This is a genomic window from Pseudomonas sp. A6, assembly GCF_052367875.1.
GTDB classification, from domain to species: Bacteria; Pseudomonadota; Gammaproteobacteria; order Pseudomonadales; family Pseudomonadaceae; genus Pseudomonas; species Pseudomonas citronellolis.
The window spans coordinates 1,736,818-1,760,903 of record NZ_CP198970.1 but is presented as its reverse complement, the minus strand read 5'-3'; the positions used below and the strand labels follow the sequence as shown (position 1 = coordinate 1,760,903).

Genomic DNA, 24,086 nt, shown 5'->3' with positions numbered 1-24,086 from the left:
GGTGCGGTCCATTGGTCAGCTTGTTGCAGGCGCTCATGCGCCATCGGCGGAAGTCAGGGAAGCCAGGGCTATGCGGTGGCCGGAGTGGCGTCGCTCCAGCGGAGGCAGTTGCCGGAAGTCGCCATAGATGCTGGTGAGATAGGCCTCGGTCTGCTCCGGCGCGCGGAAATCGCGCCCTTCGAACACGACCGAAGCCCCCTTGCCGAACACCTGGGTGGGCACTATTTCGCGCTCGCCATACAGGCCGTACAGGTTGCCTTGCCACCCGCTATCGCTCAGCGAAACCATTGCCACCAGGCGGTCGTAGGCGGCGAAAAGCAGGGCGCGGGGCACCAGGCTCGCAGCCAGCGCCACCAGCGCGAAACGCCAACGCTGGCCCGGCGGGACGGGACGCGGGTAGTAGCCCTTCTGTTTGTTCATGGTCATCGAGCGCAGCAGCGCGATGGACTTGTGCAACAGACGGCGACGCAGGCCGGGAGGCGGAACGCCGTCCAGCGGGAAGACGTCCACCCCGATGCCCCGGTCGAACGGGCGTGCGTAGTCCACCACCCAACGCGAATGGCGATCGGTCACCACCAGGAACGGATAAGGCGTATGGGCATCGATGGACGGATGGATCGCCCGCAACGTCGACGGCAATCGATCCAGCAACCCGAGCAGACGGCGGTAATCCTTGCGCGGCACGACGATGTCGATGTCATCATCCCAGGGAATGAAACCGCCATGGCGCACGGCGCCCAGCAGCGTGCCACCGACCAGGTAGTAGTCGATTGCATGGGCCCGGAAGAAATCGACCAGCGCGCACAGCACGGCGAAGGCCCGCTGCTGGATCTGCTCCAGGGGCACGCCGGCCACCGTGGCCCGATCAAGCATGACGGCGGACATCGAACACCATGCCTGTCAGTGTCGAGCCCAGCGCCTGCAGGGTAGCGAGCGCCACCGCCGAAGGGTCCAGCAGGCTCTCGACCGGCTCGGCACCGAAGTTGCGCGTGCGCATCGGCGTGCGGGTCCGTTCGGGGTTGATGCAGACCACGCGGATTCCTTCGCTCGCCCACTCCTCGGCCAATGCCTGGGTGAGGTTGACCACGCCGGCCTTGGTGGCGCTGTAGGCGGCGTAGAATGCGCGGCCCCGGGTGTAGGAGCTGGAGGCGAAATTCACCAGGCAGCCGCGGCTTTCTCGCAGATACCCATGGGCGGCCTGGGCCAGGTGGATGGTGCCGGTGAGGTTGGTGGCGATGAGTTGCTCGACCTCGGACTCGCTCAGCAGCGTCAATGGCTTGTGCAACAGCATGCCGGCGGTATTGACCACCGCGTCTATCCGCCCTTCACGCTGTGCCACTTCGGCCAGGAAGCGTTCCACGTCGCTGCGCCGGGAGATATCGATGTTGCCGTCGCCACGGCTGGCGCCATGGACGCGAGCGCCATGGGCCCTGGCCAGCTCGGCCACCGAAGCGCCGATGCCGTAGCTTGCGCCGATCACCACCACCACGCGGTCACGCAGCAGCCCTTGCAGGCCGTCGTCCTGCGCAGCCTCGGTGCTGCGGATCTGGATCAGCTTTTCGGCGATATACAGGTCCACCCCGTCGGTGATCTTCAGATTGGACGGAGAGCCGGAAACAGTGGCGATGGTCACCTCGGGCATCTCCCGGCGCAGTACGCCGCAATCGCAGGTCACGCCCTCCAGTCCATGCCGCAGGGCGAGCCGATAGGCTTCACGCAGGATGCCCAGCCGGAACCCTTGCGGCGTCTGCCCACGGCGCAGCCGGCTGCGGTCGGGAATGTCGCGAATGTGCCCCTCTTCTGCCACCTCGACGATGGTATCGCTGGCAGGCACCACCACGTCCACGGCCTCGTATCGCTCCAGCGCATCGAGGCAGCGAACGATGGTCGGCTGGTCCAGCAGCGGGCGAGCCGCATCGTGAATGAGAATCCGCGCCTGTTCCGGCTGCCCGTCCAGGGCGGCGATGGCCGAAGCGGTGGAGTCGGCACGGTCGCGGCCACCGGCGACGATCTTCGCCACCTTGCGCCAGCCGTTGCGGGTGACCGCCTCCCACAGCACGCTTTCGTAGCCGCCGGGCACCACCAGCACTATCTGCTCCACTGCCGGCGAGTGCTCGAAGACTTCGACGGTATGCTCGATGACCATGCGCCCAGCCAGCTTGACGAACTGCTTGGGCACCTCGCTGCCGAAGCGCAGGCCACGCCCTCCAGCGAGCACTACGGCGATGACCGGGGATTCGATTGCGCTGGTGGTCATGCTGCATCCTCCAACTCGCCCATCGACAGCATCCGCTCGACGGCCTGAGGCGGGTTGTGCATCAGCACATCGATCATCGACAGGCCTGGCATGAAGTTCTCCACTTTCTGTTGCTGGTAGGCAGGAAAGCAGCCGTGCACGAAACGCAGTTGCACGTGCTGTTCCCGGAACGCGGCGGCGCTGTACAGCGAACGGCCACCGCTGGCGTTGTGGTAGGTGTCGGCGTCAAAGAGCCGGCAAAGCTCCAGAATGCGCTCCTGCCCCCGAAGCGCGCTGGGCTTCTGCGAAGCGAAGGAAACCGAAAACGGCCTGCCGAGATAGGCGAACACCGCCTGGATGGACGCGGCGCAGACGCTGGCGACGCTCTGCTCGGGCATCCTGCAAATGGACTCGACCAGGGCGAAAACCTCATCGAAGAAGGGAGCCTGCCGGTAGGCATGACGCAGCACCTGAAGGAACTTGTCGTGCTCACCGACGAAATGGTGCTGGTCGATCCGCATGTTCTGGCTGGCCCCAGCCACCGGCAGCGTGAAGCGGAACGGCTGGCCGTCGAGCAGGATGTTGTTGCGGTGGATGAACCCCCGGCGGATGAATGCCACATCGTCCAGGAAGACGAAGTGATCCACGCTCCCCGCCAACTGGTAGTAGCCCAGGTAGGGGAAGAAATAGGGTTGCATGACCGCGAGAATCACGCCCGGACTCCTGCGCTGACGACCAGGTCGCAGATGCGCTCGACATCCTCGTCGGCCAGGTCCGGGTAGATCGGCAGACACAGGACGCGGCTCGCCACCTGGCGGGCGACCGGCAGGTTGCTCGGCTCGGCCGACGGCAGCCCGCGGTACATCGGGAAGTCGCTGATCAGCGGATAGAAGTAGCGGCGCACCACGATGCCCTGATCGCGCAGCAGTTCGTACAGCCGGTCGCGCTCCAGGGCGAAGTCCTCGTCGATCAGCACCGGGAAATAGGCGTGGTTGGGCACGCAACCGGCGCGGAACTCGATGAAGCTCAGCCCCGGCAAGCCGGCCAGGCGCTCGCGGTAGAGGCCGTCGATTTCCTTGCGCCGCGCCAGCGCGCGGTCGATGTGCTGCAGCTGCAACAGGCCGAAGGCGGCGTTGATCTCGCTCATCTTGCCGTTGATGCCGGGGGCCACCACCGTGGTTTCGTTGACGAAGCCGAAGTTCTTCAGGTGGCCGATGCGCCGGTAGGTCTTCTCGTCGGGGCAGATGATCGCCCCGCCCTCGAAGGTGTTGAACACCTTGGTGGCGTGGAAGCTGAGCACGCTCAGGTCGCCATGGCGCAGGATGCTGCCGCCGGCGTCGCGCACCGAGAAGGCATGGGCCGCGTCGTAGATGACCCGCAGGTTGTAGTTGTCGGCGATGGCCTGGATGGCCTCGACGTCGCTGGGGTTGCCGTAGCAGTGCACCGGCATGATCGCGGTGGTCTGCGGGGTGATCGCCGCCTCGATCTTCGCCGGGTCCAGGCTGAACGTCTGCGGGTCGATGTCGACGAACACCGGACGGATGCCGTTCCACAGCAGCGAATGGCCGGTGGCGACGAAGGAGTAAGGCGTGGTGATCACTTCCCCGGTGACGCGCAATGCCTGCAGGGCGGTGACCAGCGCCAGGGTGCCGTTGGCGAACAGGGCGATGTGTTCGACGCCCAGGTACTCGCACAGCGCTTTCTCCAGCGCACGGTGCATATCACCGCCATTGGTGAGGATGCCGCTGGCCCAGACCCGTTCCAGGTAGGGCAGGAATTCTTCGAGGGGCGGCAGCAGGGGCCGGGTGACCGGGATGATCTTGGTCATGACTACTCCCTGCCGACCGACATCGGACAGACGCAGCGACGGGAATACGACAGGGGGAAGTCGGGCTTCCCCTCGTATCCATCATTCATGCGGAGGCGGTTCGAAGACTCCTGGCCAATACCGGACCTGGCCGGGGCTCCAGAGGGAATGATCGTGTTCGACATGCTGCATCTCTCCCCGCCTGCCGCTACGGCAAGGTCTGGCGAAGGTTCCGAAAGCACTGGCGGTTGAGCTCCCGTAGGAATCCAGCCAGTGGACGGGGCGTCAATTCGCTGACTGAAAGAACCGCCCCGACAGGACCTCAGCAAATTGAATGCCATCTTCCGCGAAGGTGCGCGGGACGCGGCGTATGAGGGATTGGGGAAGGCTTGAAGCGCTGGCAGGAGAAGGCGGGAGGCAGCGGCAAGGGATTGCCGCCGAAGGAAACGCCGCGCGCCCTCCCACGGGAGGCGCACGGCGATCGAGTAGGCTCAGAGCTTGTTGAACAGACTCAACTGGCTGACTCGGGCAAACGCCGCCTGGGCCGCTTCGAGCATGGTCTGCTGCAGCACCAGCTTGGAGGTGGCCTCGGCCATGTCGGTGTCGCGGATCGACGACTGGGTGGTGCTGTTGGTCAGGCTCAGGCTCTGGTTTTCCTGGCTGAGCACGTCGATGGTGTTCAGCCGCGAGCCCACCGACGACTGCACGTTCATCACCTGGTTCATGCCGTTGTCGATGTTGGTCAGCGCCGAGGCCACCATGTTGCGGATGTTCAGCTGGGCCTGGGGATCGTCGGCGGTGGAGGCGCTCAGCGCGGTGCGCAGGTCGCCGATGGTGTTGAGGATGTTCTGCCGCTCCGGCGAGCTGGCGGTGACGCTGAACTGGTCGCCGGCGGCCGGCGAGGCGCTGATCGAGAGGTCGACGCCGGCCACGCTGATGGTCTGCGGGAAGGTGCCGCCGAGGGTCCCGCTGGAAATCGGCGTGGCGCCCTGGCTGGCCGGCAGCGCGTAGACCTCGTAGTCGGTGGCGCTGGTGAACTTCAGCTGCACGCCGTTGGCCGGGAACTGGGTGGCGTAGGCGGTCTGGTTGCTGACCGTGCCGCTGGTGATCTGCGCGCCCGAGGTGTTGGTGGCGCTGCGCTTGATCGAGATGTCGTCGGGGGCCATGCCGAAGCTGAAGCTGTAGCCGCCGACCAGGCTGTCCATGTCGCTGGCGTCGTCGCTGCTGGGCAGCGAGACGTCGAGCTGGAACTGCGCGCCGCGGAAGCTGATGGCGTTGCTGTCCGCGGAGGTGGCGTCATAGGTGCCGTTGGTGTTGGCCTCGCTGGTGACGTCGTTGCCGTCCTTGTCGAGGATCTGGTACTGGGTGCCGCTGAGCACGTTCAGGGTGTAGGGCGCGCCATCGCGGAAGCTGGCGTTGTAGGTGCTGTCGCTGGTCACCGTGCCCTGGGAGAGGAACGCCCGCTGCACGCCGTCGCTGTTCGGGTTGCTGCTCAGCGAACTGGTGGTGCGGCTGGCGTTGGCCGCCATCTCGAAGATGCTCCAGCCGTTGTCGCTGGTCGGCAGCAGCAGGTTGTCGGCGATCTGCAGGTTCAGCGAGCTCTGGTCGCCCTGGTAGCTGTAGGTGCCGTCGGCGTTCTGGATGAACGGCTGCACCGTGCTCTTGCTGCCGGAGAACAGGTAGTTGCCGCTGGCGTCCTTGCTGTTCATCAGCGTCAGCAGCTGCTGCTGGATCTGCCCGAGCTGGTCGGCCAGGGCCTTGCGGTCGTCGTCGGTGAGGGAGCCGTCGCCGGCGCGTACCGCGACCTCGCGGGCCTGCTGCAGCACGTTGGTGATCGACGACAGCACGCTCTCTTCCTGGTTCAGGGCGTTCTGCGCGGTGGTCATGTTGCTGCTGTATTGCGTCAGCAGCGCCTGCTGCTGTTGCAGTTGCAGCAGGCGCGCGGCGCCGACGGGGTCGTCGGCGGGGGTCTGGATGCGCACACCGCTGGAAATCTGCTCCTGGGTCTTGGCCAGGCTGGCGTAGCCGCGGTTGTAGTTGTCGATGTTGGAACTGAAGATCTGCGGGGTGGAAATACGCATCACGGCCGCCTCAGATGTTGTTGATCAGGGTGTCGAAGAGCGTCTGCGCGGTCTTGATGATCTGCGCGGAGGCCGTGTAGTACTGCTGGAACTTCACCAGGTTGGCCGCTTCCTCGTCGAGGTTGACCGCCGACAGCGAGTCGCGGGTGTTCTGCGCCTGGGTCAGCACCGCACTGGTGGCGGTGGCGTCCAGCTGGGCCTGGTTGGCCTGGGCGCCGACGGTCTCGGTCAGGCTGCTGTAGGCGCCGGTCAGGCTCATGCCGCTGCCACTGCCGGTGCCGCTGCCCACGGTCTTGGCGCTCTGCAGGTCAATGAGCTTCTGCGCGTTGCCATTGTCGGCGTCGCCACCGGAATTGAAGGCGACGGTGAAGCTGTCGCCGCTGCCGGGGTAGCCGCCGATGCTGGTCTGGAAGCTGAACGACGGCGTGCCGGGCACGGTGACGCTGATGTCGTTGCTCTGCCCCGGCACTATGCTGCCGGTGCCCAGCGAGTTGCCGGCGGAATCGTAGATCGTGTAGCCCTGGGTGCCGTCGCCGGCGGCGGCGTCGAACACCAGCTTGACCGGCATGCCGGCCTTGATCGCCGCCGCCAGGTCGGCGCTGTTGCTGGCGTCGAGCTCGGTGGTCAGGCTGGTGCCGCTGATGGTGCCGCTGCCGATGTTGCCGGTGGTGGTGGTGGAGACCAGCGGCGAGGCCAGCGCCAGGCGGTTGGCGTCGGTCATCGCCACGGAGATGTCCGCCGCGGCGGTGCGCGTGGGGATCACCGTGAAGCGGTCGCCGGCCTGGATGGTGCCGACACTCTGCTGGCTGAGGCTGAAGCCGTCGAATTCCTTGGGCGGATCGTCGGTGAGGTCGCCGCTGCCCATCACCTCGCCATCGGACAGGCGCCTGACGGTGTAGCCGGTGGCCGAGGTGAAGGTCACCTCGTAGTCGCTGGTGGTCAGCGCGCTGCTGTCGTCGATGCTGACGTTGAGGTTGCCGGTGCCGCTGTTGAGGCCGTTGGCCAGGCTGCGGTTGCCGATCACGCTGGCGTCGTTGATGTCCTTGAACAGCGCGGCGCCGAAGTTGCCGTTGAGGTCCAGGCCCTGGGCCAACTGGCTGTTGAAGGTGTCGGCGAGGACGATGGCCATGCGCCCCAGTTCGTTCTGGGTGGTGTTCAGCACCTCGCTGCGGTAGCGCAGCAGGCCGCCCATCTGGCCGCCGGTGACCACCGAGGTGACGTCCACGGTCACGCCGCTGGAGCTGGAGTTCAGCGACAGGCTGTACTGCGACGGGTTGCTGGCGCTGGGCGCGGCGCTCAGGGTCGAGGCGTTGCTGCCCACCACCAGCGGCTGGCCGGAGCCCAGGTAGAGGTTGTAGCTGCTGCCCTGCTTGACCACGCTGACGCCGATCATGTCCGACAGCTGCACCACCGCCTGGTCGCGCTTGTCCTGCAGGTCGTTGGCGCTGGCGCCGGCGGACTCGGCGGCGGTGATCGCCTGGTTGTACTGGGCGATGGTCTTGGCCAGGTCGCTGACCTGCCCGGCCAGGCTGCTCATCTGGGTGTTGACGTAGCTGTTCTGGGTGCCCAGCTGGGTGGAGATGGAATTGAAGCGTTGCGCCAGGTTCTTCGCCTGGGTCAGCACCAGTTGCCGCGAGGCGGAATCGGTCGGGGTGCCGGCCGCGGTCTGCAGCGAGGCGAAGAAGTTCTGCATCACCGAGGACAGGCCGGTGGTGCTGTCCGACAGCAGCGAGTCGACCTGGTTGACCTGGCTCAGGTAGGTCTGCGCATCGCTGTTCACCGCCGTCGCGCCGCGCAGCTGGTTGGCCAGGAACTCGCTGTACATCCGGCGCACGTCCTGCACCGTGGTGCCAGTGCCCACGTAGTAGCGCCCGGAGAACTGCGCGGCCGAACTGACCTGCATCGACTGCTGGCGGGTATAGCCGGCGGTGTCGACGTTGGTGATGTTGTTGCCGGTGGTGCTCAGCGCCGTTTGCGAGGCGTTGAGACCGGACAATCCTATGGATAACAGGCTCATGGGCTTTCCTTAGAGCGTTCCATTCTTCAAAGCGTACGGGTCGGGGCGTCGGCCATGGCCACGGTCTGGTAGACCTGCACCTGCCTGGCGATCTGCGAGACCTTGCGCGCGTATTGCGGGTCGGTGGCGTAGCCGGCGCGCTGCAGCTCCTTCATGAACTGCTCGGGGCGCGCGGCGGAGTCCAGGGCGCCCTGGTAGCGGTCGTTGTTCTGCAGGAAGCTGACGTAGTCCTGGAAGCTCTGCTCGAAGGAGTTGTAGGCACGGAACGAGGCCACTTCCTTCACCTGCTTGCCGTTCTCGTACTCGCTGGTGACCGCTCGCGCCGAGTCGCCCCTCCAGCTCGAACCGCTCTTGATGCCGAACAGGTTGTGGCTGCTGCTGCCGTCGCGCTGGGCGATCATCTTCTTGCCCCAGCCGGTTTCCAGCGCAGCCTGGGCCACCAGGTAGCGCGGGTCGACGCCGATGCGCTTGGCCGCGCGTTCGGCCATGGGCAGCATGGTGGCGACGAAGTCGTCGGCCGAGGCGAACATGGACTTGCCCGGCTTGGTCGAGATGGCCGAGGTATCGGCGACGGCGGCGCTGCCGGCGGTATCGTCCTGGCGGGCGTAGCCCCTGCCGTTGCGCCAGTCGCTGCTGGCCAGCTGCGTCGGCTGGCTGGCGCTGGTGGCATTGGCGTCCGGCACTATGCCGGCGGCTATGCGCTTGGCCAGCGTGCCCGGCAGGGCCAGGCGCCGCGCGTTCAGCGCCTGGCGGTCGTCGCGGCCGGGCTCGGGCTGCGCCAGCGGCTTGCCGCTGGCGGACCACAGGCTCCTGGCCCGCTGCCGGTCCTGCCCCGCTACAGCCTGGGTGGCCTGGGTGTCGGATTGCGCCTGCACCTGGGCGAAGGGGTTGTTGCCGGTGTGGCGTACGCCCTGCATCTTCTCCATCTGCTTGACCAGCACGTCGGCCAGGCCGATGCCGTGCCCCTCGCGCGCCAGGGACACCGACAGCTGGTGGTCGTACATGTCCTGGTACTGCTTGGCGGTCTCGCTGTTGAGCGGGTTGTCCTTGGCGAACACTTCGTTGGCCGAGCGCATCGACTTGAGCATCTCGTTGAGGAACAGCGACTCGAACTCCTGGGCCACCTTGCGGATGTTGCCCTGGCTGTTGCGGTCGCCGCTCTTCAGCTGGCTCAAGCGGTTGAGGTCGGTGTAGGCCTGGCTGTCGCTGGCGCTGGCGCCGGAGTTGAGCAGTCGTGCGTCCATGGCGGCGTCCTCAGATGACGATCAGCTCGGCCTGCAACGCGCCGGCCTGCTTGAGGGCTTCGAGAATGGCCATCAGGTCGCTGGGCGCCGCGCCCACCTGATTCACCGCGCGGACGATCTCGTCCAGGGTGGTGCCCGGGCCGAACTTGAACATCGGCTTGGCTTCCTGCTCGGCGTTCACCCGCGAGCGCGGCACCACCGCGGTCTCGCCGTTGGAGAAGGGGCCGGGCTGGCTGACGATCGGGTCCTCGGTGATGGTCACGGTGAGGCTGCCGTGGGTCACGGCGGCCGGCGACACGCGCACGTTCTGGCCGATGACGATGGTGCCGGTGCGCGAGTTGATGATGACCTTGGCCACCGCCTCGCCGGACTGGATCTCCAGGTTCTCCAGCACCGACATGTAGTCCACCCGCTGGTTCGGGTCCAGCGGCGCGCTGACGCGCACCGAGCCGCCGTCGATGGCCTGGGCCACGCCCGGGCCGAGCATGTCGTTGATGCGGTCGACGATATGCTTGGCGGTGGTGAAGTCGGGGCGGTTGAGGTTCAGCGTCAGGCTGTTGCCCTGGTCGAAGCCGCTCGGCACCGCGCGTTCGACGGTGGCGCCGGAGGGAATGCGCCCGGCCGACGGCACGTTGACGGTGATCTTCGAGCCGTCGCGGCCCTCGGCGTCGAAGCCGCCCACCACCAGGTTGCCCTGGGCGATGGCGTAGGTCTGGCCGTCGATGCCCTTGAGCTGGGTCATCAGCAGGCTGCCGCCGCGCAGACTCTTGGCGTTGCCGATGGAGGAGATGGTCACGTCGATGGTCTGGCCCGGCTTGGCGAACGCCGGCAGGTCGGCGTGCACCGACACCGCGGCGACGTTCTTCAGCTGCACGTTGCCGCTGCCGGCCGGCACCTTGATGCCGAACTGCGCCAGCATGTTGTTGAAGGTCTGCAGGGTGAAGGGCGTCTGCGTGGTCTGGTCGCCGGAACCGTTGAGGCCGACCACCAGGCCGTAGCCGATCAGCTGGTTGCTGCGCACGCCCTGGATGCTGGCGATGTCCTTCAGGCGCTCGGCGTGGGCCGGCAGGCAGAGGAACAGACACAGCAATGCCAGACCGTAGGAGCGAGCTTGCTCGCGAACCCTTCCAGCGCCGATTTTCGCGAGCAGTCTCGCTCCTGTGAAAGCCATGTCGGCCACCCTCAGAACGGCCACAGCGGGCTGAGGAAGAAGCGGTCCAGCCAGCCCGGCTGACTGGCGTCGGCGAAGGCGCCGGTGCCCGAGTAGGTGATGCGCGCATCCGCCACGCGGGTCGAGGACACGGTGTTGTCGGTGGCGATATCGTCGGCGCGGATCAGCCCGGCGATGCGCACCAGCTCGTTGCCGGTGTTCAGCGTCATCCACTTCTCGCCGCGCACGGCGAGGATGCCGTTGGGCATGACTTCGGCCACGGTCACGGTGATCGAGCCGGTCAGGCTGTTGCTCTGCCCCGCCGCGCTGTCGCCCTTGGTCTCGCGGTTGCCGCTGTACTCGGCGCTGAGGCTCAGGTCGCCGCTGCCGAAGGGGTTGTTGGTGGTGGCCTTGCTGCCGAACAGCGAGGTCAGCCCCATCTTGTTGCTGCTGTCCTTGGAGATGTCCGAGTTGGCCTTCTTGCTCGCCTGGGTCTTCTCGTTGAGGGTGATGGTGATGATGTCACCGATGCGGAAGGCCTTGCGGTCGCCGTAGAGGTTGTTTTCGAACCCGGCCTGGTAGATGGAACCGTTGTTCTGCGCCGCGGGCATGGGCGTGCGTGGCATGACCGGCGCGTAGTACGGGTCGTCCGGCTTCGGCGGAGGACTGACGCAACCGGCCAGCGCGGCGAGCGCCAGCAGCGGGAGAAGATGGGAACGGTTCATTGCAACTACCTCTCGGGGAGAGCCACTAACTGGCGGGCCGCGGGGCCCGCGTCATGCATCAAAGGTTCTGGGTGATGAAGGACAGCATCTGGTCGGCGGTGGAGATCACCTTGGAGTTCATCTCGTAGGCGCGCTGGGTGGTGATCATGTTGACCATCTCCTCCACCACGCTGACGTTGGAGTTCTCCAGGGTGTTCTGCTGCACGGTGCCGAGGCCGTTCAGGCCCGGGGTGCCGACCTGCGGCGCGCCGCTGGCGGCGGTTTCCAGGAACAGGTTGTTGCCGGTCGCCTGCAGGCCCGCCGGGTTGATGAAGTCGGCGGTCTGGATGTTGCCGATGATCTGCGGCTGCGAGTTGCCGGCCACGGTCACCGAGACGGTGCCGTCGTTGCCGACGGTGAAGGTCTGGGTTTCCGCCGGGACCACGATGGCCGGCTCCAGGGCGTTGCCGTTGGAGGTGACGATCTGGCCGTCGGAGTTCAGGTGGAAGCTGCCGTCGCGGGTGTAGGCGACGGTGCCGTCCGGGGTCAGCACCTGGAAGAAGCCGCGGCCGTTGACCGCCATGTCCAGCGGGTTGTCGGTGGTCTGCAGGCTGCCGGCGGTGAAGTTCTTCTGGGTGCCGACGATGCGCACACCGGTACCCAGCTGCAGGCCCGAGGGCAGCTGGCTGTCCTGGGTCGACTGGGCGCCGGGCTGGCGCTTGATCTGGTACAGCAGGTCCTGGAACTCGGCGCGATCGCGCTTGAAGCCGGTGGTCGAGACGTTCGCCAGGTTGTTGGAAATGGTGGTCAGGTTCATGTCCTGGGCGGACAGGCCGGTCTTGCTGACCCACAGTGCCGGAAGCATATGTCTTCTCCTCGGGCGTCGGATTCATGACGCCTCGATCTGGTGATTAGCTAAATTGCAAAACCCGCGCCATGGCCTGGGAATCGTCCTCGGCGGTACGCATCATCTTCACGTGCAGCTCGAACTGGCGGGACAGCGCCAGGATCGAGGTCATCTCTTCCACCGCGTTGACGTTGCTCGCCTCGAGGAAGCCGGACTGCACGCTGGCGTTGGCGTCGGGCTGCGGCGCCGGCTGGCCCTGCTTCATGCGGATCATGCCGTCGGTGCCCTTCTCCAGTTGCTTCGGGTCCGGGGTGACCAGCTTGATGCGGTCGACGGTGGCCAGCGCGTTGGGATTGTTGCCCTGGCCGCGGACGGTGATGGTGCCGTCCTCGCCGATCTCAATCTTTTCTTCCGGCGGAATGGCGATCGGCCCGCCGTTGCCGAGCACCGGCAAACCGTCGCCGGTGCGCAGTTGGCCGAGGGCGTCGATTTCCAGGCTGCCGGTGCGCACGTAGGCTTCGCCGCCGTCCGGGGCCTGCACGGCGATCCAGGCGTCGCCCTTGGCGGCGACGTCCAGGTCACGTCCGGTTTCCTGCAGGGCGCCGGCGGTGAAGTCGGTGGCCGGGCGTTCGCTCATGGCGAACACGCGCGCCGGAAAGCTGTCGCCGAAGACCGGCATCGCGCGCGCCTGTTCGAAGTCGCGACGGAAACCGGTCGTGGAAATGTTCGCCAGGTTGTTGGCGTGAGCCTGCATGGCCTGCGTGTTCTGGCTCGCGCCGCTCATGGCGACATACAGCATTCTGTCCAAGGCATTCCTCCAGTGCCGGGTCGGATTCCCGGCGGTGCTGGAGGTGTCTCAGCAAGGGCTGTGCCAGAATTGAAAAATCAGCGCAAGCCGCTGATTCGAAAGGACGAATGAAAAAGAAAAGGCTCCCGAAGGAGCCTGAGGGGCCGTCAGGCGGCGAGGGGCTGCCGCCTGCGGCAAGAGCGCTTTGCCGCCATCAACGCAGGTTGATGATGGTGTCGGAGATGGTGCTCTCGGTCTGCACGGTCTTGGCGTTGGCCTGGTAGTTGCGCTGCGCGACTATCAGGTTGACCAGCTGCGCGGTGAGGTCGACGTTGGACTCCTCCAGCGAGCCGGAACCCACCGAGCCCAGGGTGCCGGAGGTCGGCGTGCCGATCACCGCCTCGCCCGAGGCCAGCGACTGTTTCCAGGCGGTGCTGCCGACCGGGGTCAGGCCCTGGGTGTTGGCGAAGTTGGCCAGCACCAGTTGGCCGATCACCTTGGACTGGCCGTTGGTGTAGGTGGCATACATCTGCCCGTCCACGTCCACCGACAGGCCGGACATCTGGCCGGTGGCGTAGCCGTCCTGGGTCACCGCGGTGACCGCGAAGGCGGCGTTGGTCTGGGTGGTCTTGGTCAGGTCGAGGCTGATGCCGCCGGTGGCCCCGGCCGCGCCGTTGGCGCCCCAGGTCACCGGGTCGGTGGTGGAATCGGTGATCGCCGCCGGCACCCAGCCGGTGAGGGTCATGGTCTTGTCCGCATTGACGGTCATGCCGGTGGAGGTGACGCCGGTCAGTTGGCCGGAGCTGTTGAAGCTCAGCTGGCTGGTCAGCGGCGTGGTGCTGGTCGGGTCGGTCGGCGAGCGGCCGTCCACCAGGGTGTGCATGGTCCAGTTGTTGCTGCTGTCCTTGACGAAGTAGTTCGTCATGGTGTGCGAGTTGCCCTGGGAGTCGTAGATGTCCACCGAGGTCGACCAGTTGTAGCTGTCGGAATCGGCCGGGTCGAAGGTGGCGTTGGTCGGCGTGCTGGCCGCCGAGTTCAGGCTCAGCGTCGAGGTGATCTTCGAGGTCGGGCTCGGCGGCTGGTTGGCGGTGTCCACCTTCAGGTCGGTGATCACGCCGTTGACGACCGAGCCGTTGCCGTTGACGCCATAGCCCTGCAGGCGGTTGCCGGAGCCGTCGACGATGTAGCCGTTGGCATCGGTATTGAAGGAGCCGTTGCGGGTGTACAGGCGGCTGCCGTTGTCGCTGACCATGAAGAAGCCGTTGCCGCTGATGGCCAGGTCCAGGCTGCGGCCGGTGGAGGTCAGGTTGCCCTGGGTGAACTGCTGCGAGACCGACTGGGTGATCACGCCGCTGCCCACGGCGTTGCGCCCGGTGCCGAGCATCGAGGCGGCATACAGGTCGGCGAACTCGGTGCGCGAGGACTTGAAGCCGGTGGTCCCGACGTTGGCGATGTTGTTGCCGGTCACGTTCAGGTCCGTGCTAGCGGCGTTCAAACCACTCAGGGCGGTATTGAAAGACATGGTCAGCTCCCGTGCCGAAGGACGGCGTTATTTTCCGATGGTCTGAATGCTGGAGGCGGAGACACTGCCGATGCCAGCGAGATTGAGGGTCATTTCCCCGCCGCTCTGGCCCAGCGTGACGCTGTTGACCGTGGCCGGCAGGTAGGTGGTCAGGGCGGTGCTGGTGCCGTCCAGCGAGGCCGTGGCCTTGATGGTGTAGGTGCCGGAGGCCACCTGCTCGCCGCTGTCGTCCTTGCCGTCCCAGGTGAAGTCGATGTTGCCGCTCTTCTGGCTGCCCATGTCGATGGTGCGCACCAGCTCGCCGTCGTCGTCATAGATTTTCAGGGTCACGCCATCGCCGTTGGACGGCATCACCAGCGAGCCCTGCACGCCGGCGCTGGGGTCGTCGACCTGGACCTTGCTGGAGTTGACGATCACCGAGCGGCCGACCAGGGACGAGGCCTGCAGCGCCTGGGACGACTGGAACGAGGAATAGAAGTTGCCCAGGGTGGTATCCAGGTTCTCCATGCTCTCCAGGCTGCTGAACTGGGCGAGCTGGGAGACGAACTGGGTGTTGTCCTGCGGGTCCAGCGGGTTCTGGTTGTTCAGCTGGGTGACCAGCAGTTGCAGGAACGAATCCTTGCCCAGCGCACTGGTGCCGGTTTCCGAGGTGGAAGACGAGGAACTCGACCCGGCGTTCAGCGACGAGAGGATCGAGTTCGAAGTGCTGCTGGTGTTATCGATGCTCATGGGGCGTCCTCTGCGCTTACTGACCCAGGGTCAGGACCTTCTGCATCATCTGCTTGGCGGTGTTCATCATTTCCGCGTTGCTCTGGAAGGAGCGGCTGGCGGAGATCATGTCGGCCATCTCCTCCACCACGTTGACGTTGGGGTAGTACACGTAGCCGTTGGCGTCGGCGGCCGGGTGGCTCGGCTCGTAGCGCGGCACCAGCGGGCTCTGGTCCTCGACCACGCCCGTCACCTGCACGCCGCTGCCGGCCTGGTCGGTGTCCTGGAACAGCGAGCCCTGGCCGCCCTGCGCCTGCTGGAACGTGGCGGAGAACACCGGGTGGCGGGCGCGATAGGTCTGGTCGATGCTTGAGGACACGCTCTCGGCGTTGGCGATGTTCGAGGCGGTGGTGTTCAGACGGGTGGTCTGGGCACTCATGCCGCTACCGGCGATGTTGAAGACACTGGCAAGGGACATGGCTATCACTCTCCGCGCAGGGCGCCCATCAGGCCTTTGAACTTGCTGTTGAGGAAGGTGAAGCTGGCCTGGAACTGCACGGCGTTCTGCGCGTAGTTGGCCTGCTCGACCTGCTCGTCGACGGTGTTCTGGTCGATGGAGGGGTTGGTCGGGATGCGGTATTTCAGCGAGTCGTCGCCCATGGCCACGCCGTCGGCCTCGATGTGCCGGGCGTTGGTGACGGCGGTGCTGAAGGTGCCGCTCTTGGCCTTGTCGGCCTGGGCTGCGAGCACCGAAGCGAAGTCCAGGTCGCGCGCCTTGTAGTTGGGGGTGTCGGCGTTGGCCAGGTTGTTGGCCAGCACTTCAGCGCGCTGCGAGCGGAAGCTGAGCGCTTGTGCGTGGATGCCGAGGGCGGAGTCGAAGCTGATGCTCATGGTCACGAACCTGTTTGCCGGTGTGGGCTTGCCAGCACTTCAGCAAGGTGCGTGCCAAAACGCTAAATCCTTATTAATCAATGAATTACCGATGATCAACAAGCGGCAAAGGGCGGCAAACCGCGGCAAGCGGCAAGGCCTTACCGCCCGGCGGCAATGCGTTCTGCCCATTCGAAGGGGTGAGCGGTGACGTAGGTGTTGGGCTCAAGAACACCCTCCGTGCCACCGGGGCGTCCGGCGTGGGCGGTGGGTCCAATCGCGGACAAGTCCGCTCCTACGCCCGTGCTTCCCTGGAACCGTAGGATGGGTTGAACCTGCGAAACCCATGCGGTGGTGACGATGGGTATCGCTTCGCTCAACCCATCCTACGGGGTGTGGTGTTTGCCGGAAGCGTAGGAGCGGACTCCGTCCGCGATTCGGCGGATAACGCCGCAGGCGTCATGCGCCCTACGATGAAACCTCCGCACACTCCGAAACGCCCCTTCAATCCATCCGACGAAAAGCCCCCAGGCACAGCCGGCAAGACGGCGAACGGCTCGTGCGGATAGGCGAAGGGCGCCCCAGGGGCGCCCTTCTGTGATCGGCATAATGCCCGGCTACTTGGCCTTGTAGATGATCCCCGGATTGCACTGGACCATCTGGTAATGCTCCGGCAGCCCGTTGAGCGCCTCGGAGGCGCCGAGGAACAGATAGCCGCCGGGCTTGAGCGCCGCGTGCATGCGCAGCAGGATGTCGCGCTTGACCTCGGCGGAGAAGTAGATGAGCACGTTGCGGCAGAAGATCAGGTCGAACTTGCCGAGGGTGGCGTAGCTCTCCAGCAGGTTCAGCGCGCGGAACTCGACGCGGCCCTTGATCGCCGGCTTCACCGCCCAGCGCCCCGACCCCTTGGTGTCGAAGTAGCGCTGCAGGCGCTCCTGGGACAGCCCGCGGCCGATGGCCAGGCTGTCGTACTCGCCGGCCTTCGCCGCGTTGAGCATGGAACCGGAGAGGTCGGTTGCGACGATCTGCACGCCGGCCTTGAGCTGGCCGAGGTTGGTCTTCTCGAACTCGTCGATGGTCATCGACAGCGAATAGGGCTCCTGCCCCGAGGAGCAGGCCGCCGACCAGATGCGCAGGCGCTGGCCCGGGTTGGCCTTGATCAGCTCGGCGAGGATGCGGTTCTTCAGCACCTCGAAGGGGTAGGTGTCGCGAAACCAGAGGGTCTCGTTGGTGGTCATGGCATCCACCACCTGCTCGCGCAGCTGGCTGCGGACCTGGATCTTCTGCACCAGCTCGCCCAGGCTCCTGATGCCCTGCTGCTCCATCAGCTTGTTCAGGCGGCTGGCGACCAGGTACTGCTTGTTGGCACCCAGGACGATGCCGCAGGCCTTTTCCAGGAAGTCCCGGAACAGCTCGAATTCCATGTTGGTCGATGTCACCGATCACGCCTCTTTCCAGTTGGCCGGGCGTCGATCCCGACGCCAGGCGGCCGGGGTCGCCCCCGGCCGTTGCAGACTACCCCGAAGTGCCCTCCTCAGCGTGCGTCCGCCGCCTTGATGCGCTCGACGACACGCGCCGCCAGATCATCGGGCCGGAACTTGGCGAGGAAGTCGTTGGCGCCGACCTTCCGCACCATCGCCTGGTTGAACACCCCGGACAGCGAAGTATGCAGGAGAATGTGCAGGTCCTGCAGCCGCGGATCGTGGCGAATCTCCGCGGTCAGGGTGTAGCCATCCATTTCCGGCATCTCGATGTCGGAGATCACCATCAGCAATTCCTGGCCCGGATTACCACCGGCGGCCAGCATCTGTTGAAGGTAGTCCAGCGCCTGGCGTCCGTCATTGAGCGCGAGCACTTCCACACCGACAGTCTCCAGGCAGCGGATCAGTTGCTTGCGCGCCACCGAGGAGTCGTCCACCACCAGCACCCGCTTGGTCACCGCCTGGGCCTGGGTGTCGGCGTCGATCACGCCTTCGGAGATGTCCTCGCTGGTGGGCGCGACCTCGGCGAGGATTTTCTCCACGTCGATGATCTCCACCAGTTGCTTGTCCACCCGCGTCACCGCCGTCAGGTAGTGGTCGCGGCCGGTGCCCTTGGGTGGCGGATGGATCTCCTCCCAGTTCATGTTGACGATGCGTTCCACCGAATGCACCAGGAAGCCCTGCACCTTGGTGTTGTACTCGGTGATGATCACGAAGCTGTTGTCGATCTCGCGCAGGCCGCGACGGCCGGTGGCCATCGACAGGTCGAGGATCGGAATGGTGCCGCCACGGATGTTCGCCACCCCGCGCACCACCGGACTGGACTTGGGCATCACGGTCAGGCGCGGGCACTGCAGTACCTCCTTCACCTTGAACACGTTGATGCCGTACAACTGGCTGCCATCCAGCCGGAACAGCAGCAGTTCGAGACGATTCTGCCCAACCAGCTGCGTTCGCTGGTTGACCGAATCCATGACTCCGGCCATTGCGCCCCCTTCGTATCCGCCGTGCCGCCCAGGGCGGCAATCGGCACGAGCCTTGCTTGAAGTCGTGGCATGAAACTGCCAACGACGTTTTTCCGACGGTCCCGAGCCCATGCCCTGTCACTCTGCGGAGTGCTCGGCATGCTGGGCGCGTTCGCCCCGGGTCCGACCTGGGCCGACGACTTCACCGCGCCCGAGATTCTTATCGGCTCCACCCAGGGCTTTCTTGAGTTCAAGGTGGAAGATTATCTGCAACGCAGCGGTATCGAGGCACGCTACGAGATAGAAGTGGCGCGCATCGACCCGCGCCTGCGCCTGGCGGCCTGCGACAAGGACCTGACGCAATCCCTGGAAAGCCCCGCGCAACCGGTGGGGCGCGTCTCGGTGCTGGTGCGCTGCGAAGGCTCCTCGCCCTGGTCGGTGTACGTGCCGGCGCAGGTCAAGCTGTTCCGCCAGGTGGTGGTGACCACCCAGCCGCTCAAGCGCGACCACGTGCTGGAGCCGGGCGACATCAGCCTGATGGAGCGCGACATCGGCCTGCTCAGCCAGGGCTACCTGACCGACCCGCAGCAGGCCGTGGGGCAGAAGCTCAAGCGACCGGCGGTCAGCGACCAGATCCTCGCCCCGGTCTTCCTCGAACAGGCCGCGGCGGTGCGCAAGGGCGACCAGGTGGTGATCCGCGCGCAGACCGGCGCGGTCAACGTGGTGATGCCCGGCGAGGCCATGGCCGACGGGGTGCCCGGCGAGCAGATTCGCGTGCGCAACCTGCGTTCGCAGCGCATCATCAGGGCCCGGGTGGTGGAACCAGGCGCGGTGCAGGTCACGCTCTAGCGGCGGAAGTCTGGCGCTTGCGCGCCAGCCTTCACTAAACTGTGCGAAGGCGCACGAAAAACCGCCCTAAAGTTTTACGGATGTCAGCCGAAACCTACAGGCAAGCGTCCTAAACCCGCAGAGGTTCACTACCATGGTCATCGACTTCAACCGGCTGAACAATGCCAGCGCGCCGGTCTCCACCGGCAGCACCGGCAAGCCCCAGGCCGGCCGCAGCGAAGCCGCCGGCAGCGAAAGCGCCGGCAGCGCGTCGGCCGCTGGCAGCGGTGAGTCCGTGCAACTGAGCAGCACCGCCCAGCAATTGCAGAAAGCCAGCGACCAGCTGAAAGACCAACCCGTCGTCGACTCGGAAAAGGTCGCGCGGCTGAAGCAGGCCATCGCCGATGGCAGCTACCAGGTCGACAGCCAGAAAGTCGCCGGCAAACTGCTCGACTTCGAATCCCAGCGCTGAGCGCGGGGTTCCCCAAGGACGCCCTGAACGCCGAGCCGCCATGCCAAACGCCAGCCTGCTCCACCTGATCACCGAGGATATCGGCGCCGCCGAGGCTCTTCTGCAGCTGATCGAGGACGAATTCCACGCCCTCGACGCGCGTGACCTGGAGCGCCTGCAGGGCCTGCTCGACAGCAAGCTGCCGCTGCTCCAGCAGTTGGAGCGCAATGGCCGCCAGCGCAGCGAGACGCTGCGCCAGGCCGGCGTCAGCAGCGACCGCGCCGGCCTCGCCGCGCTGGCCGCGCAGGGCAAGGTGGAGCCGGGCACCGTGGAACTCAGCGAGCGCCTGGCGGCGCTGCTGGAACAGTGCCAGCAGGCCAACCTGCGCAACGGCCGCATCATCCGCAACAACCAGCACGCCACCGGTCGCCTGCTGGACATCCTCCGCGGCCAGGACACCCCCAGTCTCTACGACCGCCGCGGCGGCGCGATCCAGGGCAGCCGCCAGCGTCCCCTCAGCCAGGCCTGAACCCTGGCGCCCGGCAGGGCGATGCGGCAGAATGCCATCGCCTTGCAAAAGAAAATTCCCACAATAAATACATCTGGAGATCGTAGGACAGTGGCAAGCCCGTTCGCCGAGGAAAATGGCCCGCAACCGCCGAAAACGCTCAAGGCGGCCGTGGAGATCCAGGCCAACCTGCGAATCCTGATGGATAGCCATGACCCGCTGGTGATCAGCTTCGCCGAGCGCAACCAGCGCTTCCAGAGCTTCGTCGTCGCGGTGGACCGCGAACGCAACCGGGTAGCCCTGGACGAACTGATCCCCAACGACGGCGAGCGCTTCCTGCAAAACGGCGAAAACTTCCGCATCGAGGCCTTCCACGAAGGCGTGCGGATCGCCTGGGAATGCCAGCAGGCCGCGCAGTTCAGCGAACTCGACGGCGCCCGCTGCTACTGGCTGCCGATGCCCGCCGAGATGCTCTACCACCAGCGCCGCAACGCCTACCGCGCCGCCCTCAAGCAGACCCAGCCGGTCGCCGTGGAACTGGCCGGCGACAAGCTCAAGGCCGCGCTGAGCGGCAACCTGCTGGACATCTCCGCCACCGGCTGCAAGGTGCGCTTCGCCGGCGACGTGCACGAGCGCCTGCAACCCGGCCAGCTCTACGAGCGCTTCACCGCCCGCCTGCCGTTCGGCGCCATCACCCTGGAAGTGGAACTGCGCCACGTGCACTTCGACGAGAAGGTCAACGCCAGCTTCGCCGGCCTGCGCTTCAACCGCCTGAGCGGCCTGGAGCAGCGCCACATCGAGCGCTTCGTCTACCAGTTGCAGCGCGAAGCGCGGCGTTTCGAGAAGGACGAGCTGTTCTAACGCTCGCCCTTCCCCCGCCCTACCCCGGCCGGCTTTCCTCCTCCGCCTCGGGCGCCGCGGGCGCTGGCACCGGGGTGGTCTTCATCTGTTCTTCCACCGTTTCATCGGCCACCCGCGGGTCGAGCGCCGCCGACAGCGGCGAGCTGGCCAGGCTGTCCGGCGTGGGCACGTGCTTCACCGGCGCCTCGTCGACACGGTGCAGGCCGCTGACCTTCTCCGGGCGCACGCGCCAGATGACGATCAGCGCGCAGGCCGCGGCGAAGGCATAGAGCATGTTCGGGCCGAACGCCCGCATCAGCGCGCCGGTCGCCAGCGGGCCGACGCAGGCGCCGACGCCGAAGGTGACCAGCAGCATGGCGGTCAGCGACACGCGTCGCTCGCCCTCGACGTGGTCGTTGGAGAAAGCCACCGCCAGCGGGTAGAGGGTGAACTGCACCAGGCAGACCATGAAGCCCATCGGCACCATGGCCTCCATCGGCAGCGACGGCAGCACCGCCAACGGCAAGGCGAACACCAGCAGCAGGATGCCGGCGTTGCGGATCAGCAGCGCGCGGTCGTAACGGTCCGACAGCCAGCCCAGCGGCCACTGCACCAGCAGGCCGGCGAAGATGCACACGCCCATGAACACGCCGATCTGCTCGACGCTCAGGCCCTGCTCGGTGGCGTACAGCGGCGCCAGGCCGTAGAAGGAGCCGATCACCAGCCCGGAGACCAGCACCGTGGTCAGCGACTGCGGCACCCGCTGGATGAAGAAGCGCGGCTCCAGCGGCGCCGGGCGCAGCGGCGCGGGGTGGACCTTGTGGGTGATGGACACCGGGATCAGCGACAGGGCGAAGGCCAGCGCGATCATCATCGGCAGGTCCGGGCCCAGCCCCGGGTGCGCCACCAGGATCAGTTGGCCGGCCACCAGGCCCAGGTAGGAAGCCACCATGTAGCCGGCGAACACCGCGCCGCGCTGGCGCGCCTCGGCCTGCTCGTTGAGCCAGCTCTCGATGACCATGTACTGGCACATCATGCCCAGGCCGATGAGCGTTCGCAGCAGCAGCCAGATCGCCGGCCAGTTGGTCAGGCCGATGCCCAGGACCGCCGCCACCACCAGGCCGCCGCAGGCGACATAGGCACGGATGTGGCCGACGCGGGCGATCAGCCGGTGGCCGATCTTGCCGCCGAGCACCAGGCCCAGGTAGTAGGCCGCCATCATGGCGCCGATCCACAGGCCGTCGACCTTCTCGGCGGCCAGGCGCAGGCCCAGGTAGGTGCTCAGCAGGCCGGAGCCGGTGAGCAAAGTGAGGGTGGCGAAGTAAAGCGCACGGAAGGCAGTGAAAATCCGCATCGGACCTCCGGTCCAAGACGGGCGGCAGGACGCCGCCGTACTACACGAAGCACGCCCGCGCGAAGGCGGGCGTTCGCTACCAGCCTAGAGCCTGCCGCAAGGCGCGTCGAGCCCTTTGACGGGTACGCAAAGAAAGGCGTCGTCCATGGCAAAGCCGGCGGTCGGAACCCGCCGTGGCGGGCTCCGCTCGGCCTCAGGCCTGGGCGGCCAGCACCCGGCGTTCCCAGGGGGTGATTTCGTCGAAGAAGCTGGTCAGTTCCAGCTCCTTGCTGGCCACGTAGCCGTCGACGAATTCGGCGCCGAACATCCGCCGCGCCAGCTCGCTGCGCTTCAGGCGACGCAAGGCGTCGTACATGGTGCAGGGCAGCAGCAGTTCGTCCGGCACCTCGAACTCGCCCTGGATGGCCGCGCTGGGCTCCAGCTCGTTGTCGATGCCGTGCAGGCCGGCAGCCAGGCTGGCGGCGATGGCCAGGTATGGGTTGGCGTCGGCGCCTGCCAGGCGGTTCTCCACCCGCCGCGCCACCGGCGGGCTGGCCGGGATGCGCAGGCCGGCGGCGCGGTTGTCGTGGGACCAGCAGGCGTTGTTCGGCGAGGCGTAGGGGTGGCACAGGCGCTGGAACGAGTTGACGTTGGGCGCGAACAGCAGGGTGAAGTCGGCCAGGCAGGCCTGCAGGCCGCCGATGAAATGACGGAAGGCCGGCGTGGCCTCGCCCTCGGCGTCGCTGAAGATGTTGCGGCCCTCGCCGTCTACCACGCTCTGGTGGATGTGCATGGAGCTGCCCGGGGTGTGCGCCAGCGGCTTGGCCATGCACACGACGAGCAGGCCGTGCTTGAGCGCCACTTCCTTGAGCAGGTGCTTGAACAGGAAGGTCTGGTCGGCCAGCAGCACCGGGTCGCCGTGCAAGAAGTTGATCTCGAACTGGCTGGTGCCCATCTCGTGCATGAAGGTGTCGCGCTCCAGCCCCACCGCGGCCATGCAGCGGTAGACGTCCTCGAAGAACGGACGCAGGCCGTTGTTGGACGACACGCTGAACGCCGAATGGCCCATCTCGCGGCGGCCGTCCAGGCCCAGCGGCGGCTGGAACGGCTGTTGCGGGTCCGGGTTGGGGGCGAAGACGAAGAATTCCAGCTCGGTGGCCACCACCGGTTGCCAGCCATGTTCGGCATAGAGCGCCACCACCTGCTTGAGCAGGCCGCGGCTGGACAGGCCGGAGGGCTGGCCGTCCAGCTCCACCGCGTCGCAGATGGCCAGGGCGCGCGGAGTGTCGCTCCAGGGCAGGCGGTGGACCTGGGTGGGCTCGGCGACCAGGGCCAGGTCGCCGTCGTCGCTGCCGTAGAAGCGCGCCGGCGGGTAGCCGCCCATGATGCACTGCAGCAGCACGCCGCGGGCCAGCTGCAGGCGCCGCCCGGAAAGGAAGCCCTCGCCGGTCATCACCTTGCCGCGCGGCACCCCGTTGAGGTCGGGGGTGACGCATTCGATCTCTTCGACTCCAGCCAGGCGCTCGGCGAGCGGGCTGCGTCCTTCGCTAGTCATGACTTCTTATCCTTGTAGTACGGCCGCACACAGGCTGTGCGACCTGTACAAAATACGCACCGGTCGTTCGATATTTCAAGCAGGCAAAAGGGATGTTTTTTGTTCGCGAGCAAGCTCGCTCCTACGAAGAGCGCGGCCCCTCCCTGTAGGAG

General features: G+C 66.4%; 24 protein-coding genes. 5 read left to right on the top strand and 19 right to left on the bottom strand.

Annotated features, from left to right (window positions below):
* Positions 1–33 precede the first annotated feature (33 nt).
* From ACTWJ5_RS08025 to flgB, 15 genes are all read right to left on the bottom strand, one after another.
* Positions 34–885, bottom strand: coding sequence for a LicD family protein (locus tag ACTWJ5_RS08025; protein WP_074976344.1), 852 nt, complete (start codon positions 883–885; stop codon positions 34–36).
* Positions 866–2,257 (bottom strand): bifunctional cytidylyltransferase/SDR family oxidoreductase, encoded by a 1,392-nt coding sequence (locus tag ACTWJ5_RS08020; RefSeq protein ID WP_009620856.1) that lies wholly within the window; start codon positions 2,255–2,257, stop codon positions 866–868. The genes ACTWJ5_RS08025 and ACTWJ5_RS08020 overlap by 20 nt, the downstream gene beginning before the upstream one ends.
* The gene (locus ACTWJ5_RS08015; protein ID WP_253408696.1) at positions 2,254–2,949 is read right to left on the bottom strand and encodes a WbqC family protein; all 696 of its coding nucleotides are present in this window, start codon (positions 2,947–2,949) and stop codon (positions 2,254–2,256) included. The genes ACTWJ5_RS08020 and ACTWJ5_RS08015 overlap by 4 nt, the downstream gene beginning before the upstream one ends.
* A complete protein-coding gene (locus tag ACTWJ5_RS08010) occupies positions 2,946–4,064 on the bottom strand; it encodes a DegT/DnrJ/EryC1/StrS family aminotransferase (protein ID WP_074976350.1) in 1,119 nt (372 codons plus the stop codon). The genes ACTWJ5_RS08015 and ACTWJ5_RS08010 overlap by 4 nt, the downstream gene beginning before the upstream one ends.
* Before the next feature lie 470 nt (positions 4,065–4,534).
* Positions 4,535–6,124 (bottom strand): flagellar hook-associated protein 3, encoded by a 1,590-nt coding sequence (locus tag ACTWJ5_RS08005; protein ID WP_058072089.1) that lies wholly within the window; start codon positions 6,122–6,124, stop codon positions 4,535–4,537.
* A gap of 10 nt (positions 6,125–6,134) precedes the next feature.
* Positions 6,135–8,141 (bottom strand): flagellar hook-associated protein FlgK, encoded by a 2,007-nt coding sequence (gene flgK / locus ACTWJ5_RS08000; protein ID WP_444438083.1) that lies wholly within the window; start codon positions 8,139–8,141, stop codon positions 6,135–6,137.
* Positions 8,142–8,167: 26 nt separating this feature from the next.
* Positions 8,168–9,385, bottom strand: coding sequence for a flagellar assembly peptidoglycan hydrolase FlgJ (gene flgJ / locus ACTWJ5_RS07995; protein ID WP_444438081.1), 1,218 nt, complete (start codon positions 9,383–9,385; stop codon positions 8,168–8,170).
* A gap of 10 nt (positions 9,386–9,395) precedes the next feature.
* Positions 9,396–10,535: a flagellar basal body P-ring protein FlgI gene (locus tag ACTWJ5_RS07990; RefSeq protein WP_258872541.1), complete on the bottom strand. Its 1,140-nt coding sequence runs from the start codon at positions 10,533–10,535 to the stop codon at positions 9,396–9,398.
* Positions 10,536–10,567: 32 nt separating this feature from the next.
* Positions 10,568–11,260, bottom strand: a complete 693-nt coding sequence (gene flgH / locus ACTWJ5_RS07985; protein WP_009620840.1) for a flagellar basal body L-ring protein FlgH — start codon at positions 11,258–11,260, stop codon at positions 10,568–10,570.
* A 58-nt stretch (positions 11,261–11,318) separates the two neighbouring features.
* Positions 11,319–12,104: a flagellar basal-body rod protein FlgG gene (gene flgG, locus ACTWJ5_RS07980; protein WP_074976357.1), complete on the bottom strand. Its 786-nt coding sequence runs from the start codon at positions 12,102–12,104 to the stop codon at positions 11,319–11,321.
* 46 nt (positions 12,105–12,150) lie between these two features.
* The gene (gene flgF, locus ACTWJ5_RS07975; protein WP_058072092.1) at positions 12,151–12,894 is read right to left on the bottom strand and encodes a flagellar basal-body rod protein FlgF; all 744 of its coding nucleotides are present in this window, start codon (positions 12,892–12,894) and stop codon (positions 12,151–12,153) included.
* Positions 12,895–13,087: 193 nt separating this feature from the next.
* Positions 13,088–14,395 (bottom strand): flagellar hook protein FlgE, encoded by a 1,308-nt coding sequence (gene flgE / locus ACTWJ5_RS07970; protein ID WP_009620835.1) that lies wholly within the window; start codon positions 14,393–14,395, stop codon positions 13,088–13,090.
* Between the two features lie 27 nt (positions 14,396–14,422).
* Positions 14,423–15,124: a flagellar hook assembly protein FlgD gene (gene flgD, locus ACTWJ5_RS07965; protein ID WP_043267665.1), complete on the bottom strand. Its 702-nt coding sequence runs from the start codon at positions 15,122–15,124 to the stop codon at positions 14,423–14,425.
* Between the two features lie 16 nt (positions 15,125–15,140).
* Positions 15,141–15,581 carry a flagellar basal body rod protein FlgC gene (flgC, locus tag ACTWJ5_RS07960; RefSeq protein ID WP_444438077.1) on the bottom strand — a complete coding sequence of 147 codons (441 nt, stop codon included), beginning with the start codon at positions 15,579–15,581 and terminating at the stop codon, positions 15,141–15,143.
* 5 nt (positions 15,582–15,586) lie between these two features.
* Positions 15,587–15,994 (bottom strand): flagellar basal body rod protein FlgB, encoded by a 408-nt coding sequence (gene flgB, locus ACTWJ5_RS07955; RefSeq protein WP_009620829.1) that lies wholly within the window; start codon positions 15,992–15,994, stop codon positions 15,587–15,589.
* On the opposite strand from flgB, the gene ACTWJ5_RS07950 reads away from it, so the two are divergent.
* A complete protein-coding gene (locus ACTWJ5_RS07950) occupies positions 15,987–16,184 on the top strand; it encodes a hypothetical protein (protein WP_444438075.1) in 198 nt (65 codons plus the stop codon). The two genes, flgB and ACTWJ5_RS07950, sit on opposite strands and share 8 nt — an antisense overlap.
* 406 nt (positions 16,185–16,590) lie before the next feature.
* On the opposite strand, the gene cheR is transcribed toward ACTWJ5_RS07950, so the two are convergent.
* A complete protein-coding gene (gene cheR / locus ACTWJ5_RS07945; protein WP_444439556.1) occupies positions 16,591–17,397 on the bottom strand; it encodes a protein-glutamate O-methyltransferase CheR in 807 nt (268 codons plus the stop codon).
* Positions 17,398–17,507: 110 nt separating this feature from the next.
* The gene (locus tag ACTWJ5_RS07940) at positions 17,508–18,440 is read right to left on the bottom strand and encodes a chemotaxis protein CheV (RefSeq protein ID WP_009620824.1); all 933 of its coding nucleotides are present in this window, start codon (positions 18,438–18,440) and stop codon (positions 17,508–17,510) included.
* Positions 18,441–18,578: 138 nt separating this feature from the next.
* On the opposite strand from ACTWJ5_RS07940, the gene flgA reads away from it, so the two are divergent.
* The 4 genes from flgA (at position 18,579) to ACTWJ5_RS07920 (ending at position 21,067) form a co-directional block, all read left to right on the top strand.
* Positions 18,579–19,268: a flagellar basal body P-ring formation chaperone FlgA gene (flgA, locus tag ACTWJ5_RS07935; RefSeq protein WP_261746757.1), complete on the top strand. Its 690-nt coding sequence runs from the start codon at positions 18,579–18,581 to the stop codon at positions 19,266–19,268.
* Positions 19,269–19,401: 133 nt separating this feature from the next.
* Entirely contained in the window at positions 19,402–19,719 is a 318-nt protein-coding gene (flgM, locus tag ACTWJ5_RS07930; protein ID WP_009620820.1) for a flagellar biosynthesis anti-sigma factor FlgM, read from the top strand.
* A 40-nt stretch (positions 19,720–19,759) separates the two neighbouring features.
* Positions 19,760–20,227, top strand: a complete 468-nt coding sequence (locus ACTWJ5_RS07925; protein WP_444438072.1) for a flagella synthesis protein FlgN — start codon at positions 19,760–19,762, stop codon at positions 20,225–20,227.
* Between the two features lie 90 nt (positions 20,228–20,317).
* Complete coding sequence (locus tag ACTWJ5_RS07920) at positions 20,318–21,067, top strand: flagellar brake protein (RefSeq protein ID WP_135499861.1); 750 nt, start codon at positions 20,318–20,320, stop codon at positions 21,065–21,067.
* Between the two features lie 19 nt (positions 21,068–21,086).
* On the opposite strand, the gene ACTWJ5_RS07915 is transcribed toward ACTWJ5_RS07920, so the two are convergent.
* On the bottom strand, positions 21,087–22,400 hold the full coding sequence (locus tag ACTWJ5_RS07915; protein WP_444438070.1) for an MFS transporter: 1,314 nt from the start codon (positions 22,398–22,400) through the stop codon (positions 21,087–21,089).
* Positions 22,401–22,593: 193 nt separating this feature from the next.
* Positions 22,594–23,832, bottom strand: coding sequence for a glutamine synthetase family protein (locus ACTWJ5_RS07910; RefSeq protein WP_167858380.1), 1,239 nt, complete (start codon positions 23,830–23,832; stop codon positions 22,594–22,596).
* Positions 23,833–24,086 lie beyond the last annotated feature (254 nt).

Bases quoted from the DNA above. Each gene is read 5' to 3' on its own strand.
- ACTWJ5_RS08010 (WP_074976350.1), bottom strand. From the start codon at position 4,064: ATGACCAAGATCATCCCGGTCACCCGGCCCCTGCTGCCGCCCCTCGAA.
- ACTWJ5_RS07910 (WP_167858380.1), bottom strand. From the start codon at position 23,832: ATGACCGGCGAGGGCTTCCTTTCCGGGCGGCGCCTGCAGCTGGCCCGC.
- flgH (WP_009620840.1), bottom strand. From the start codon at position 11,260: ATGAACCGTTCCCATCTTCTCCCGCTGCTGGCGCTCGCCGCGCTGGCC.
- ACTWJ5_RS07950 (WP_444438075.1), top strand. From the start codon at position 15,987: ATGCTCATGGTCACGAACCTGTTTGCCGGTGTGGGCTTGCCAGCACTT.
- flgB (WP_009620829.1), bottom strand. From the start codon at position 15,994: ATGAGCATCAGCTTCGACTCCGCCCTCGGCATCCACGCACAAGCGCTC.
- ACTWJ5_RS07925 (WP_444438072.1), top strand. From the start codon at position 19,760: ATGCCAAACGCCAGCCTGCTCCACCTGATCACCGAGGATATCGGCGCC.
- flgE (WP_009620835.1), bottom strand. From the start codon at position 14,395: ATGTCTTTCAATACCGCCCTGAGTGGTTTGAACGCCGCTAGCACGGAC.
- flgJ (WP_444438081.1), bottom strand. From the start codon at position 9,385: ATGGACGCACGACTGCTCAACTCCGGCGCCAGCGCCAGCGACAGCCAG.
- flgG (WP_074976357.1), bottom strand. From the start codon at position 12,104: ATGCTTCCGGCACTGTGGGTCAGCAAGACCGGCCTGTCCGCCCAGGAC.
- flgC (WP_444438077.1), bottom strand. From the start codon at position 15,581: ATGTCCCTTGCCAGTGTCTTCAACATCGCCGGTAGCGGCATGAGTGCC.
- flgM (WP_009620820.1), top strand. From the start codon at position 19,402: ATGGTCATCGACTTCAACCGGCTGAACAATGCCAGCGCGCCGGTCTCC.
- ACTWJ5_RS07915 (WP_444438070.1), bottom strand. From the start codon at position 22,400: ATGCGGATTTTCACTGCCTTCCGTGCGCTTTACTTCGCCACCCTCACT.
- ACTWJ5_RS08025 (WP_074976344.1), bottom strand. From the start codon at position 885: ATGTCCGCCGTCATGCTTGATCGGGCCACGGTGGCCGGCGTGCCCCTG.
- ACTWJ5_RS08005 (WP_058072089.1), bottom strand. From the start codon at position 6,124: ATGCGTATTTCCACCCCGCAGATCTTCAGTTCCAACATCGACAACTAC.
- flgA (WP_261746757.1), top strand. From the start codon at position 18,579: ATGCTGGGCGCGTTCGCCCCGGGTCCGACCTGGGCCGACGACTTCACC.
- cheR (WP_444439556.1), bottom strand. From the start codon at position 17,397: ATGGAATTCGAGCTGTTCCGGGACTTCCTGGAAAAGGCCTGCGGCATC.
- ACTWJ5_RS07940 (WP_009620824.1), bottom strand. From the start codon at position 18,440: ATGGCCGGAGTCATGGATTCGGTCAACCAGCGAACGCAGCTGGTTGGG.
- flgD (WP_043267665.1), bottom strand. From the start codon at position 15,124: ATGAGCATCGATAACACCAGCAGCACTTCGAACTCGATCCTCTCGTCG.
- flgK (WP_444438083.1), bottom strand. From the start codon at position 8,141: ATGAGCCTGTTATCCATAGGATTGTCCGGTCTCAACGCCTCGCAAACG.
- ACTWJ5_RS08020 (WP_009620856.1), bottom strand. From the start codon at position 2,257: ATGACCACCAGCGCAATCGAATCCCCGGTCATCGCCGTAGTGCTCGCT.